The sequence below is a fragment of the Achromobacter sp. 413638 genome (genome assembly GCF_043119405.1).
Classification (GTDB): Bacteria; Pseudomonadota; Gammaproteobacteria; order Burkholderiales; family Burkholderiaceae_B; genus Achromobacter.
Genome location: NZ_JBICCO010000050.1, coordinates 14,389 through 26,618, shown reverse-complemented (window position 1 = coordinate 26,618; position 12,230 = coordinate 14,389). Strand labels below are relative to the sequence as shown.

Sequence of the window (12,230 nt, the reverse complement as noted above, 5' to 3'; positions counted from 1 at the left end):
AAATAGGCGTTTCGTACCTAAGCCAGGGTGCTTACCACCCGCCTCGAAGTGACAGACATGGCCACCCGCCGCCCCGCTCCAGACCCCGCCCGCAGCATCGATGCCCAGGACTACCAGGACCGTCCGCGCGCGGTCACGGCCATGGCCAAGGATTTCCCCGCCGGCGCCCGCACCGGCGCGCACACGCATCCGCGCGCCCAGCTGCTGTACGCGGTCGAGGGCGTGATGCGGGTCAGCACGCCCAGCGGCTTCTGGGCGCTGCCGCCGCTGCGCGCGCTGTGGGTGCCGTCCGGCGTGCCGCACGAGGTCGAGATGGTGGGCGCGGTGTCGATGCGCTCGCTCTATATCCGCGCCGACGCCGCCAGCGCCTATTGGCCGGAATGCCAGGTGATCGAGGTCGGCGGCCTGCTGCGCGAACTGATCCTGGCGCTGACCGCCGAGCCGATCGATTATCCCGAGGACGGCCGCGCGGGCCAGATCGCCGCGCTGGTGCAATCGGAACTGGCCGCCGCGCGCGTGGTGCCCTTCCAGATCCCCTGGCCGCGCGACCGCCGGCTGCAGGCCATCTGCGCCGCCATCCTGGACCAGCCGGGCCTGTCGCGCAGCATCGAGGACTGGGGCGACGAGGTCGGCGCCAGCGCGCGCACGCTGATCCGCCTGTTCCAGTCCGAGCTGGGCCTGAATTACCGCCAGTGGGTGCAGCAGCTGCGGCTGGCCGACGCGGTCTGCCGGCTGGCGCTGGGCGAGCCGGTCGCGCGCGTCGCGGCCAGCCTGGGCTACCGCAGCGCCAGCGCCTTCAGCGCCATGTTCCGCCGCGCGCTCGGCGCCCCGCCGCAGCGCTATCTGCCGGCGCAGCCCGCATGAGGCCACGCGCGTCCGGCACGCGGCGGATTTCAGCGCCGCTTAAGCCTGTCCCCGGAAGGATCGGCGACAATAGCGCCCGGACGCCCCGGCGCCGCCGCCTCGCGGCCAGCCCGCAAATGCGCCCCCTTCCGTCCCCGAGCGGCCCGGCCATGTCTGGTTACCGAAACCAAATCGCCGCAAAGCCGGTCTATCGCGTTACGCCCTAGAATCGCCAGCAATGAGCAATCCCCAGCATTCTTCCGACGCCCCTCGCGGCAAACGGCGCTTCTCCTGGAAGCCCTTCCTGATCAAGACCGGCGTCGCCGTGGCCGGCGCCGGCGTCTGCGCCGCCGTGCTGCTCGGCCTGGCGCTGGCGCTGGCCTGGCCCAGCCTGCCCGACCTGCACGCCATGACCGATTACCGGCCGCGCGTGCCGCTGCGCATCTACACGGCCGACAAGGTCCTGATCGGCGAATACGGTGAAGAACACCGCAACGTGCTGCGCTTCGATGAAATTCCCGAAGTCATGCGCAATGCCGTGCTGTCGGCCGAGGACGACCGTTTCTACCGCCACGGCGGCGTGGACTGGATGGGCGTGGCGCGAGCGATCCTGACCAACGTGGTCAAGGGCTCAAAGAGCCAGGGCGGCAGCACCATCACCATGCAGGTGGCGCGCAACTTCTACCTGTCGTCGGAAAAGACCTACTCGCGCAAGTTCTACGAGCTGCTGCTGACCTTCAAGATCGAGTCCGAGCTTAGCAAGGACGAGATCCTGGCGCTCTACATGAACCAGATCTACCTGGGCCACCGCGCCTACGGCTTCGCGGCCGCCTCGCGCACCTACCTGGGCAAGCCGCTGTCGGAAGTGACGCCGGCCGAGGCCGCCATGCTGGCCGGCATTCCCAAGGCGCCGTCGCGCTTCAATCCGATCACCAATTTCGCGCGCGCCGAGATCCGCCAGCACTATGTGCTGAACCGCATGAAGGCGCTGGGCTACCTGACGCCCGAGCAGACCGAGGAAGCCTTCAAGCAGCGCGTGGTCGTGCGTGGCACCGAAGGCGCCAGCCCGCGCGGCTTCGCCATCCACGGCGACTATCCGGCCGAGCTGGCGCGCCAGCTGATGTACGGCGTGTTCCAGGAACAGACCTACTCCAAGGGCATCGACGTCTACACCACGATCGACTCCAAGGCGCAGGAAGCCGCCTACCGCGCGGTGCGCGACGGCGTGCTGGACTACACCCGCCGCTCGGTCTATCCCGGCCCCGAGGACCAGATCGACCTGCCCGACGGCGTCGAGAAGGACGCCCAGGCGCTGGACGACATCCTGGACGGTGTGCAGGAAAAAACGCCGGACAGCGAGGACCTGCTGGCCGCCGTGGTGCTGGCCGCCAGTCCGACGGAAGTGACCGTGGCCCGCAGCGCGCGCGACATCATCACGATTTCCGACAAGAAGGCGCTGGCCGTGGTGGCCCGCGCGCTCAACCCCAAGGCGTCCGACAGCCAGCGGCTGCGGCGCGGCTCGGTGGTCTACATCCACAAGGCCGGCGACGGCTGGGAGATCATCAACATGCCGGCGCTGCAGGCGGCGCTGGTGTCGATGGCGCCGCAGGACGGCGCGATCCGCGCCATGATCGGCGGCTTCGACTACAACCGCGGCACCTTCAACCGCGCCACCCAGGCCTGGCGCCAGCCGGGCTCGAACATCAAGCCCTTCGTCTACGCGGCGGCGCTGGAGCGCGGCCTGACGCCGGCCACCCAGATCTCGGACCAGCCCTTCATGCTGACCGCCGAGCAGACCGGTTCCAAGGCCTGGTCGCCCAAGAACGACGGCAACCGCTACGAGCCCATGCTGACCCTGCGCCAGGGCCTGATGCGCTCGAAGAACATGGTGTCGATCCGCATCCTGCAGGCCATCGGCCCGCAATACGCGCAGGACTACCTGACCCGCTTCGGCTTCGACAAGGCGCGCTGGCCGGCGGTGCTGCCGCTGGCGCTGGGCGCGGGCGGCGCCACGCCGCTGCAGGTCGTCAACGGCTACAGCGTGTTCGCCAACGGCGGCTACCGCGTCACGCCCTTCCTGATCGACCGCGTCACCGACCGCTCGGGCCATGTGCTGATGCAGGCCCAGCCCGTGGTCGCCGGCGACGCCGCCGCGCGCGCCATCGACCCGCGCACCGCCTGGGTCATGGACGGCATCCTGCGCGACGCCGCCACCAGCGGCACCGGCGCGCGCGCGCACCAGCAGCTCAAGCGCAACGACGTGGGCGGCAAGACCGGCACCACCAACGAGGCCGTCGACGTCTGGTTCTCGGGCTTCACGCCCACGCTGGCCACCACTGTCTGGATGGGTTTCGACCAGCCGCGCTCGCTGGGCACCAACGAATTCGGCAGCGGCCTGGCCCTGAGCACCTGGCTCGACTACATGCAGCCCGTGCTCAAGGGCGTGCCCGAAAGCAAGCCCGCGCCGCGTCCGGACGGCCTGCTGGTGGACAACGGCGAGTTCTATTTCAGTGAATTCCCGCCCGGCCAGGCGGTGGCCTCGCTGGACCTGTCCTCGGGCGATGCGCTGACCGATTTCCTCAACAACAACCGCTCAACCGGCGGCGTCGACAACACGGTGCGTCCGCTGTCCACGCCGGGCGCGGCGCTGCCCGGCGCGGGTCAGCCCGGCGCGGGACCGGCCGCCGCCGGACAGCCCGCGATCGCCCAGCCGGACCAGGCGCAGCCGCAAGGCCTGCCGGCCCAGGCGCCGGTGGCCCAGCCGCTGCCCGTGCCGACGCCCGGCGCTGTGCCGGGCCGGGCGCAGGGCCAGTCCCCGGGCCAGGCCCCCGCGGGCGGCGACCCCGCCTTTCCGCCCATCCCCGTGCCGCGCGTGTAAGCCGATGCGGCGCCGGGTCTGGCCCGGCGCCCGCTGTCCTGCCTATATGAAGCCGTCTTGAAGAGGAATCAGGCCGGATCCTGGCCCGCCTCGTCGTCCGCCGACTCGGGCTCGGTCACCATGGCGCGCGGCCAGGCCTGCAGCGATTCCAGGTCCAGGAAGGTGAAGTAGCCGTCCTTCCAGCCTTCCGTGTCGATGTGATAGACGTTGCCCAGCAACAGCGGCTCGGCCACGGGCGTATGCCCGGCCACCACCGCGCGCACGCCGAGCACGCCGGCGCGATCCACCAGGCGCAGGCGGTCACGCGACCACTGGCAGACCGCGCTGGTGCGCTTGTAGCGGTCGCGCAGCGCCTCTTCCAGGCGCGGCCAGAACAGCACCGGGCAGTCCGCGTGCACCAGCCCCACCGCCCCATCGCGCGTTTCGACCTCGATCGCCACGGGCAGGGCCTCGAAGGCCTGCGCGTACTCGCGCTGCCGTTCCTCGGGCAGGTCCAGGAACCAGCCGCCGCCGTAGCCGCGCCAATTCATCTGGTCCACCTTGCCGCTGCGGACGTGGCGGATCGCGTAGTCCTCGTGATTGCCTTGCACCGCGTGGAACCAGGGCTGCCGCAGCCAGTCCAGCACCTGCTCGTTCTCCGGCCCCCGGTCCACCAGGTCGCCCACCGAGAACAGCCGGTCGCGCGCCGGATCGAAACCCAACCGATCCAGGCTTTGACGCAGGCGGGAAAAATGCCCATGCACATCGCCCACCGCGAAGTCGCGGCCGGAGACGTTGCGAGGGATTCTGAGGAAAGGCTGCTGCATGGTGTTCCAGGGTGGCGGACAGGCACGGACTCCGCCTGGGGCGGCGGGCGGACGCCATCCGCACGGCGCCGCCAAGCTTACTTTTTAACCCGCTTTGAAACCGCGCGCTGACGGCCGCCGGCTCGCCCGCGACAGGCGAGCGCTCGGGAGTGGCCGGCGTCGCACAAAACGCTACGAGAATAGCTATTATTCGTGATACTGTTCCGCTTCCAATCAACCGACACACCCGAGGGCCGCGCTTGCGGCCCTCCGCCGTCCCCCATCCCATGGCCTCCGCCTCCACCATCAAAACCTGGTATGTGGTCCACAAATGGACCAGTCTGATCTGTACGGCGTTCCTGCTGATCATCTGCCTGACCGGCCTGCCGCTGGTGTTCCACCACGAGATAGAGCATTGGCTGGATGACGGCAAGCCCTTGTCGGACGTCCCCGCCGGCACGCCGCGCGCCAACTTCGACAAGCTGGTGGCCCAGGCCCGCTCCATGTACCCCGCCGAAGTGGTCGACTACCTGTCCTTCGATCCGGACGAGCCGCAGGCCTTCGTCGGCATGGCCAAGAAGCCGGGCGACGGCCTGGCTTCCGGCCACGCGGTGCGCATGGACGCGCGCACCGGCGACGTGCTGCTGGACGGTCCGCTCTACTCGCAGGACCGCTTTTCCTTCATGGGCATCATGCTCTCGCTGCACGTGGACCTGTTCGCCAGCCTGCCGGGCGAGCTGTTCCTGGGCTTCATGGGCCTACTGTTCTGCGTGGCCATCGTGTCGGGCGTGGTGCTGTATGGCCCGTTCATGAAGAAACTCGAATTCGGCACGGTGCGCGCCTCGCGCTCGACCCGGCTCAAATGGCTGGACCTGCACAACCTGCTGGGCATCGTCACGCTGGTCTGGGCCTTCGTGGTGGGACTGACGGGCGTGGTCAACGAGCTGTCCACGCCGCTGTTCCGCCTGTGGCAGTCCACCGAGCTGGTCGGCATCCTGGAGCCCTACAAGGGCCAGGGCATTCCCGCCGAGCTGGCCTCGGTGCAGGCGGCGGCAGATACCGCGCGCCAGGCCATGCCCGGCACCGAGATTTCCTTCATCGCCTTTCCCGGCAACGCCTACGGCAGCCCTCACCACTACCTGGTGTGGATGCGCGGCGACACCCCGCTCACCTCGCGCCTGAACACGCCGGTGCTGGTGGACGGCGCGACCGGCGCGCTCACCACCGTGGCCCGCATGCCCTGGTACCTGACCGCGCTGGAGCTGTCGCGTCCGCTGCATTTCGGCGACTACGGCGGCATGCCGCTGAAGATCATCTGGGCCCTGCTCGACCTGATCACCATCGTGGTGCTGGTCAGCGGCCTGTACCTGTGGCTGGCGCGACGCCGCGCCACCGAGGCGCGCATCGCCGACCTGATGCGCCGGCACGAAGCGGCGGCCGCCGTGCAAAGGACGCCCGCATGAGCAAGCAGAATCGCGGTTTCATGTTCGTCTGGGGCGCGCCCATCGTGCTGGGGTTGCTGAGCGTGTTCGGCCTGCTGGCCGCGCTGCTGGGCACCGGCGGCTGGCACTGGGCTTCCTGGACGGCGCTGACCATCCTGCTGGGCGTGATCGTGCGCTACTGGGCCTTCCCGCAGGAACGCTGACGCGCGCTCCTGCCCGCGCAGCCGCGCCCGGCCCAGGCCGGGCGCGCATCGCTCATTTGCCGAAGCGCTCCGGATCCGGGCCCAACCGCGCGCCTTCGACGATGCCGTCGATGGCGTCCATGTCGGCCCGCGACAGCTCGAAATCGAACACGTCGATGTTCTCGCGGATGCGCGCCGGCGTGACCGACTTCGGAATCACGATCAGGTCGCTCTGCAGGTGCCAGCGCAGCGTGATCTGCGCCGGCGTCTTGCCATGCTTGCGCGCCAGTTCCTGGATCACCTTTTCCTGTACCGCCTTGCCCTGGGCCAGCGGGCTCCAGGATTCGGTGGCGATGCCGTGGCGCTCATGGAAGGCGCGCAGCTCGCGCTGCGCGAATCCGGGATGCAGCTCGATCTGGTTCACCGCCGGCGTCACGCCGGAATCCTTGATCAACCGGCTCAGGTTGGCCTCGGTGAAGTTCGACACGCCGATCGAGCGCGCGCGGCCGTCCTGCTTCATCTCGATCATCGCGCGCCAGGCTTCCAGGAACTTGTCGCTGCCGGCCACCGGCCAGTGGATCAGGTACAGATCGACATAGGCCAGGCCCAGCTTGCGCAGGCTCTCGTCCATCGCCGCGTGGGCGTCGTCGTAGCCGTGCTTGTCGTTCCACAGCTTGGTGGTGATGAACAGGTCCTTGCGAGCAACGCCGGCCGCGCGCAGCCCCGCGCCCACGCCTTCCTCGTTCTGGTAAATCGCGGCCGTGTCCACGGACCTGTAGCCGGCGGCCAGCGCTTCCTTGACGCTGGCGGCGGCCTGCTCGTCCGGCACTTGCCACACGCCCAGGCCCAACTGCGGAATCCTGTTCCCGTCGTTCAATTTGACTGCGGGTACTTTCGACATAAACCCCTCCATGATTCGCGGCGCCGCCCTGGCGGCCCGGCCGCGCGACCAGGAACCGCAGCCGGGCGGAGCCCCTGGTCTGTAACACAAGGAATGCGGGCCCGTCGCGCTGCGCCCGCGATGCGATGCTGGATCGCGATGCCCTGGAATAGCAGGCCGACCCCAGGGTTTTCAGGCAGATAATAGCGCCGCTGTCCGATAATGGCGCCCTGAACCCGGCCGCCGCAAGTCGGCCGGCGCCGCGCTGGCGGCTCCGACCCGCCTCTCGCGCCCACCACCTATTCCATCTGCTCATGCCTGCCACTCCCACGCGGCCCCAGGGCCGCAACGGCTTTTCCACCCTGCGCACCCTGTTCCCTTATCTATGGCCGCCCGGACGCCCCGGCCTGAAGGCGCGCGTGGTCATCGCCCTGCTCTGTCTGTTCGCGGCCAAGGCCGCGACCGTCTACGTGCCGGTGCTGTACAAGCACGCGGTCGACGCGCTGGGCCAGGGCGCGCCCGGCGCGGTCGCCGTGCCGCTGGGCCTGATCCTGGCCTACGGCGGGGCGCGGGTGCTGTCGCTGATCTTCTCCGAACTGCGCGACGCCATCTTCGCCCGCGTCGGCCAGCACGCCATTCGCGCCGTCGGGCTGCAGATCTTCCGCCACCTGCATGGGCTGGCGCTGCGCTTTCACCTGGCGCGCCAGACCGGCGGGCTGAACCGCGCCATCGAACGCGGCACCAAGGGCATCCAGACCCTGCTGTCCTTCCTGCTGTTCAACATCCTGCCCACGTTCTTCGAGATCGGACTGGTCTGCGTGGTGCTGTGGCGCATGTTCGACGGCTGGCTGGCGCTGGCCACCGGCGCCACGGTCACGCTGTACATCGCCTACACGCTGCTGGTCACCGAATGGCGAGCCAAGTTCCGCCGCCAGATGAACGAGACCGACTCCGAGGCCAACACCAAGGCCATCGAAAGCCTGCTGAACTACGAGACGGTCAAGTACTTCGGCAACGAGGAGCACGAGGCGCGGCGCTTCGACGCCTCGCTCAGCCGCTACGAGCGCGCCGCCGTGCGCAGCCAGGTCAGCCTGTCGATCCTGAACATCGGCCAGGCCGCCATCATTTCCGCGGGCCTGACGCTGGTCATGTGGATGGCCGCCCAGGGCATCGCCGAGGGCCGCTACACGCTGGGCGACTTCGTGCTGGTCAACACCTACCTGCTGCAGCTGTATTCGCCGCTGAGCTTCTTCGGCTTCATCTACCGCGAGATCAAGCAGGCCATCATCGACATGGAGCGCATGTTCGAACTGCTGGACCAGGATCGCGAGATCGCCGACCGGCCCGGCGCGCGCGATCTGGCCGTGTCCGGCGCCGAAGTCGAATTCCGCGACGTGCGTTTTGGCTACGACGAGCGCCGGCCGATCCTGAAGGGCGTCAGCTTCCGCATTCCGGCCGGCAAGACCGTGGCCGTGGTCGGCCCGTCCGGCGCGGGCAAGTCCACCATCGCGCGCCTGCTGTTCCGCTTCTACGACACCGACGCCGGCGCCATCCTGATCGACGGCCAGGACCTGCGCGAAGTCACCCAGCAGAGCGTGCGCGCCGCCATCGGCGTGGTGCCGCAGGACACGGTGCTGTTCAACGACACCATCCGCTACAACATCGGCTACGGCCGCCCCGGCGCCAGCGACGCCGAGATCGAGGCCGCCGCGCGACTGGCCCATGTGCACGACCTGATCATGGCCATGCCCGACGGCTACGGCACCATGGTGGGCGAACGCGGGCTGAAGCTGTCCGGCGGCGAGAAGCAGCGCGTGGCCATCGCCCGCACGCTGCTCAAGAATCCCGCCGTGTTCCTGTTCGACGAAGCCACCAGCGCGCTGGACACCCACACCGAGCGCGAGATCCAGGCCAACCTGCGCGAAGTCAGCCAGGGTCGCAGCACGCTCATCATCGCGCACCGGCTGTCGACCGTGGCCGACGCCGACGAGATCATCGTGCTGGCCGATGGCCTGGTGGTCGAGCGCGGCCGCCACCAGGAACTGCTGGCGCGCGACGGCGTCTACGCCGGCATGTGGGCGCGGCAGCTGCGAAGCCCGGCGGATTGACAAGCCCTCCCCCACTGTCCGAAGATCGCCCCCTTTGAATCCAAGGCCCCGCCATGCAGGAATCCCCCGCCGCCCCCGAAGTCCTCGTCTGTAGCGCCGCCGACCTGGTGAACGGCGGCCTGGGCGTGAAAGTGCCGGTGCACGATGCCGCCGGCCAGACCACGGCCTTCTTCGTGCGCTACCAGGACCGCGTGCACGGCTACCTGAACCGTTGCGCCCACGTGGGCGTGGAACTGGACTGGGAAGGCAGCTTCTTCACCCGCGCGGGCGACCTCATCATGTGCGCGCGCCACGGCGCCACCTACCAGCCCGACACCGGCCTGTGCGTGGGCGGCCCCTGCAAGAACGGCCGCCTCACGGCGCTGGATGTGCAGGAACGCGACGGCGCGGTCTATTGGCGCCCCGCCGGCAAGATCCGCCCGCTGGACGCCGCCTGAGCGCGGGCCGTCCCTGGCCGCCGGACGGCTGGTGTGCTGTCCCTGGCTCGGGGGCCATACGGCGAGGCCGGCTCCAGGCCCGGGCCGCGTCAGACCCGGGCCGGCGCCGCGTCCCCTGCCGCCGGCGCTTCCCGGTCGGCATAGCGCCGCGCCAGCACCGCGCAGACCATCAGCTGCATCTGGTGGAAGATCATCAGGGGCAGCACCACGATGCCCATCTGCGACGTGCCGAACAGCACGGTCGCCAGCGGAATGCCCGAGGCCAGCGATTTCTTCGAGCCACAGAACACCAGCGTGATCTCGTTCTCCTTGGACAGGCCCAGCCGGCGCGCGCCCCAGGTGGTGATCAGCAGCACTGCGCCCAGCAATACCGCGTTGACCAGCACCATGGTGACCAGGTCCAGCGGCGGAAAGGCGTGCCAGATGCCCTGCGCCACCGCTTCGCTGAAGGCGGTGTAGACGGCCAGCAGGATCGAGCTTCGGTCCACCTTGGACAGCACGCGGCTGTTGCGCTGGGCCCAGGCGCCGATCCAGGGTCGCAGCAGGCTACCCAACGCGAACGGCAGCAGCAATTGCAGCAGGATGCGGCCGGCGTCGGCCAGCCCGTGACCGCCGCCCTGGCGGTGCAGCAGCACGGCCACCAGCAGCGGCGTCAGCACCGTGCCCAGCAGGTTCGAAGCGGTGGCCGCGCAGATGGCGCCGGGCACGTTGCCGCGCGCCATGGACGTGAAGGCGATGGACGACTGCACCGTGGAGGACAGCGTGCAGACAAACAGCACGCCCAGCCACAGCCCCGGCGTCAGCAGCCCCGGGAACAGCGCGCGCAGCCCTAGTCCCAGCAGCGGGAACAGCACGAAGGTGCAGCCCAGGATCAGGGCATGCAGGCGCAGGTCCTTCACGCCCGCCACGATGGCGTCGGTGGACAGCCGCGCCCCATGCAGGAAGAACAGCAGCGAGATCGCCACGTTGCTGGCGACCAGCATGAACGACGCCCCCTGGCCCACGGCGGGAAACACGCTGGCCAGGATCACGGTGGCGATCAGCGTGAGGGTGAAGGCATCGGGCAGAAAGCGGCGCATGGCGGAAGTTCCAGGACAGTTCCCGGCCACTATAGGCGCGCCTCTTGCCATCGTGAAGCCCATTGATTACTTTGACTGTCATCGGAATTTCCTATTACCAGCCGCCATGCTCAATCCGCTCTGGCTCAAGACCTTCGCCGCCGCGGCCGCCGCGCCCAGCTTCACCGAGGCCGCGCGGCGGCTGGGCCTGACCCAGCCCACCGTCAGCGAACACGTGCGCCAGCTGGAGCAGGCGCTGAACCGGCGGCTGTTCGTGCGCGACACCCACACGCTGGCGCTGACCAGCGACGGCCGCAGCCTGCTGGTGCATGCGCGCATCATCCTGGACGCCCACGAACGGGCCGAACGCCTGTTCGACGCGCCCCGGCTGCGCGGCCGCGTGCGGCTGGGCACCTCCGACGACCTGGCGCTGGGGCCCCTGCCCGACGTGCTGGCCGCCTTCCGGCTGGCGCATCCCGAGGTCGAGCTGGACATCAGCATCGGCGTCACCAGCGAGCTGTACAAGCTGCTGGACGACAACGCGCTGGACGTGATGATCGGCAAGCGCAGGCGCGGCGACCGGCGCGGCCAGACGCTGCACAAGGAAGCGCTGCTGTGGCAGGCCAAGGAAGGCCTGCCGCTGGATCCCGACGCGCCGCTGCCGCTGATCCTGCTGCGCGAGCCCAGCGTCACGCGCGGGCTGGCGCTGGACGCGCTGGCGCGCGCCGGACGCAGCTGGCAGATCGTCTGCACCAGCACCAGCTATGCCGGCTGCCAGGCGGCGGCGCGCGCCGGCCTGGGCGTGACGGTGCAGCCGTCGCACCTGTCCACCGCCGGGCTCGCGCCGCCGGCCGGCGCGCAGCGGCTGCCGCCGCTGCCACAGGTGGAATTCATCGTGATCGCGGCGCCCTCGCCCAACCGGCCCACCCGCGCGCTGACCGAGATCCTGATGCGCAGCCGGCTGGCCTGAGCGTCCGGTCCCCTCTCGCCCAAACCCGCGCTCAGGCCAGCGCCCTGGCCCACGCCCTGATCGCGCCGGGCTCCGCGCCCCGCTCCCGGCCCTGTCTACTGCGTCGCCGGCCGCGTGTGCCGCACGCTGCCCTCCAGCGGCTGCGGACGCTTGAGCAGGTTCAGGATGGGACACCACTGCTCCACCGCCTCGTGCACCGCGCGCACTTGCGCCTCGTCGGCGGGCGACACGATGTGCGCGGTGTAGCGGATGTTGTGCGGGAAGAACGGCACGTTCTCATAGCCCGGCTTGCCGCCGCGCGGATCCAGGTCGCCCTCGATCTCCACCTGCAGCGACTCCAGCGGCAGCTGCAATTCGGCCGCCTTGATCAGGAAGATGTGCGTCAGGCAGCTGCCCAGCGACCCGAGCAGCAGCTCGGGCGAACTGGGGCCCAGGTCGTAACCGGCGAAATCGGCGGGGCTGTCGCTCACCACCTGATGATCGCGGATGCGGATGCGGCGCACGCCGCTGCGGCCTTCGGCCGACACCTGCGCGCGCAGCTTCACGGGCTCGACGGTCTGCGGATCGCGGGCATTGCGCCGCAGCACGGCTTCGCGTTTCTGGCCCAGGTATTCGTTCAAGTTGCTCATGGCTTCTGTCTCGGTGCT

The 12,230-nt window shown here is 69.6% G+C and carries 11 protein-coding genes; 7 read left to right on the top strand and 4 right to left on the bottom strand.

Annotated features, from left to right (window positions below):
- Window positions 1–57: 57 nt before the first annotated feature.
- Both ACEU5R_RS19650 and ACEU5R_RS19645 read left to right on the top strand, forming a co-directional pair.
- Complete coding sequence (locus tag ACEU5R_RS19650; RefSeq protein WP_103273848.1) at window positions 58–864, top strand: helix-turn-helix transcriptional regulator; 807 nt, start codon at window positions 58–60, stop codon at window positions 862–864.
- Between the two features lie 217 nt (window positions 865–1,081).
- Window positions 1,082–3,721 (top strand): PBP1A family penicillin-binding protein, encoded by a 2,640-nt coding sequence (locus ACEU5R_RS19645; RefSeq protein WP_392411323.1) that lies wholly within the window; start codon window positions 1,082–1,084, stop codon window positions 3,719–3,721.
- Window positions 3,722–3,789: 68 nt separating this feature from the next.
- Here the strand turns inward: ACEU5R_RS19645 and ACEU5R_RS19640 are convergent, their stop codons facing one another.
- Window positions 3,790–4,527 carry a metallophosphoesterase gene (locus ACEU5R_RS19640; protein WP_103273846.1) on the bottom strand — a complete coding sequence of 246 codons (738 nt, stop codon included), beginning with the start codon at window positions 4,525–4,527 and terminating at the stop codon, window positions 3,790–3,792.
- A 266-nt stretch (window positions 4,528–4,793) separates the two neighbouring features.
- On the opposite strand from ACEU5R_RS19640, the gene ACEU5R_RS19635 reads away from it, so the two are divergent.
- Window positions 4,794–5,969 carry a PepSY domain-containing protein gene (locus tag ACEU5R_RS19635; protein WP_103273845.1) on the top strand — a complete coding sequence of 392 codons (1,176 nt, stop codon included), beginning with the start codon at window positions 4,794–4,796 and terminating at the stop codon, window positions 5,967–5,969.
- Window positions 5,966–6,151, top strand: coding sequence for a hypothetical protein (locus tag ACEU5R_RS19630; protein ID WP_392411322.1), 186 nt, complete (start codon window positions 5,966–5,968; stop codon window positions 6,149–6,151). The genes ACEU5R_RS19635 and ACEU5R_RS19630 overlap by 4 nt, the downstream gene beginning before the upstream one ends.
- 52 nt (window positions 6,152–6,203) lie before the next feature.
- Here ACEU5R_RS19630 and ACEU5R_RS19625 read toward each other — a convergent pair whose 3' ends face one another.
- On the bottom strand, window positions 6,204–7,031 hold the full coding sequence (locus tag ACEU5R_RS19625; RefSeq protein WP_103273843.1) for an aldo/keto reductase: 828 nt from the start codon (window positions 7,029–7,031) through the stop codon (window positions 6,204–6,206).
- Between the two features lie 293 nt (window positions 7,032–7,324).
- Here ACEU5R_RS19625 and ACEU5R_RS19620 point away from each other — a divergent pair, with 293 nt between their 5' ends.
- Both ACEU5R_RS19620 and ACEU5R_RS19615 read left to right on the top strand, forming a co-directional pair.
- Window positions 7,325–9,118, top strand: coding sequence for an ABCB family ABC transporter ATP-binding protein/permease (locus ACEU5R_RS19620; RefSeq protein ID WP_392411321.1), 1,794 nt, complete (start codon window positions 7,325–7,327; stop codon window positions 9,116–9,118).
- A 53-nt stretch (window positions 9,119–9,171) separates the two neighbouring features.
- The gene (locus tag ACEU5R_RS19615) at window positions 9,172–9,555 is read left to right on the top strand and encodes a Rieske 2Fe-2S domain-containing protein (RefSeq protein ID WP_103273842.1); all 384 of its coding nucleotides are present in this window, start codon (window positions 9,172–9,174) and stop codon (window positions 9,553–9,555) included.
- Window positions 9,556–9,644: 89 nt separating this feature from the next.
- On the opposite strand, the gene ACEU5R_RS19610 is transcribed toward ACEU5R_RS19615, so the two are convergent.
- A complete protein-coding gene (locus ACEU5R_RS19610) occupies window positions 9,645–10,634 on the bottom strand; it encodes a bile acid:sodium symporter family protein (RefSeq protein WP_392411320.1) in 990 nt (329 codons plus the stop codon).
- Window positions 10,635–10,740: 106 nt separating this feature from the next.
- On the opposite strand from ACEU5R_RS19610, the gene ACEU5R_RS19605 reads away from it, so the two are divergent.
- Window positions 10,741–11,583, top strand: a complete 843-nt coding sequence (locus ACEU5R_RS19605; protein WP_103273840.1) for a LysR substrate-binding domain-containing protein — start codon at window positions 10,741–10,743, stop codon at window positions 11,581–11,583.
- 95 nt (window positions 11,584–11,678) lie between these two features.
- Here the strand turns inward: ACEU5R_RS19605 and ACEU5R_RS19600 are convergent, their stop codons facing one another.
- Complete coding sequence (locus tag ACEU5R_RS19600) at window positions 11,679–12,212, bottom strand: OsmC family protein (RefSeq protein ID WP_103273839.1); 534 nt, start codon at window positions 12,210–12,212, stop codon at window positions 11,679–11,681.
- Between the last annotated feature and the right edge of the window lie 18 nt (window positions 12,213–12,230).

What these genes read in the sequence shown, in the direction of transcription:
- ACEU5R_RS19650 (WP_103273848.1), top strand. Translation starts at nt 58, where the DNA reads ATGGCCACCCGCCGCCCCGCTCCAGACCCCGCCCGCAGCATCGATGCC.
- ACEU5R_RS19645 (WP_392411323.1), top strand. Translation starts at nt 1,082, where the DNA reads ATGAGCAATCCCCAGCATTCTTCCGACGCCCCTCGCGGCAAACGGCGC.
- ACEU5R_RS19640 (WP_103273846.1), bottom strand. Translation starts at nt 4,527, where the DNA reads ATGCAGCAGCCTTTCCTCAGAATCCCTCGCAACGTCTCCGGCCGCGAC.
- ACEU5R_RS19635 (WP_103273845.1), top strand. Translation starts at nt 4,794, where the DNA reads ATGGCCTCCGCCTCCACCATCAAAACCTGGTATGTGGTCCACAAATGG.
- ACEU5R_RS19630 (WP_392411322.1), top strand. Translation starts at nt 5,966, where the DNA reads ATGAGCAAGCAGAATCGCGGTTTCATGTTCGTCTGGGGCGCGCCCATC.
- ACEU5R_RS19625 (WP_103273843.1), bottom strand. Translation starts at nt 7,031, where the DNA reads ATGTCGAAAGTACCCGCAGTCAAATTGAACGACGGGAACAGGATTCCG.
- ACEU5R_RS19620 (WP_392411321.1), top strand. Translation starts at nt 7,325, where the DNA reads ATGCCTGCCACTCCCACGCGGCCCCAGGGCCGCAACGGCTTTTCCACC.
- ACEU5R_RS19615 (WP_103273842.1), top strand. Translation starts at nt 9,172, where the DNA reads ATGCAGGAATCCCCCGCCGCCCCCGAAGTCCTCGTCTGTAGCGCCGCC.
- ACEU5R_RS19610 (WP_392411320.1), bottom strand. Translation starts at nt 10,634, where the DNA reads ATGCGCCGCTTTCTGCCCGATGCCTTCACCCTCACGCTGATCGCCACC.
- ACEU5R_RS19605 (WP_103273840.1), top strand. Translation starts at nt 10,741, where the DNA reads ATGCTCAATCCGCTCTGGCTCAAGACCTTCGCCGCCGCGGCCGCCGCG.
- ACEU5R_RS19600 (WP_103273839.1), bottom strand. Translation starts at nt 12,212, where the DNA reads ATGAGCAACTTGAACGAATACCTGGGCCAGAAACGCGAAGCCGTGCTG.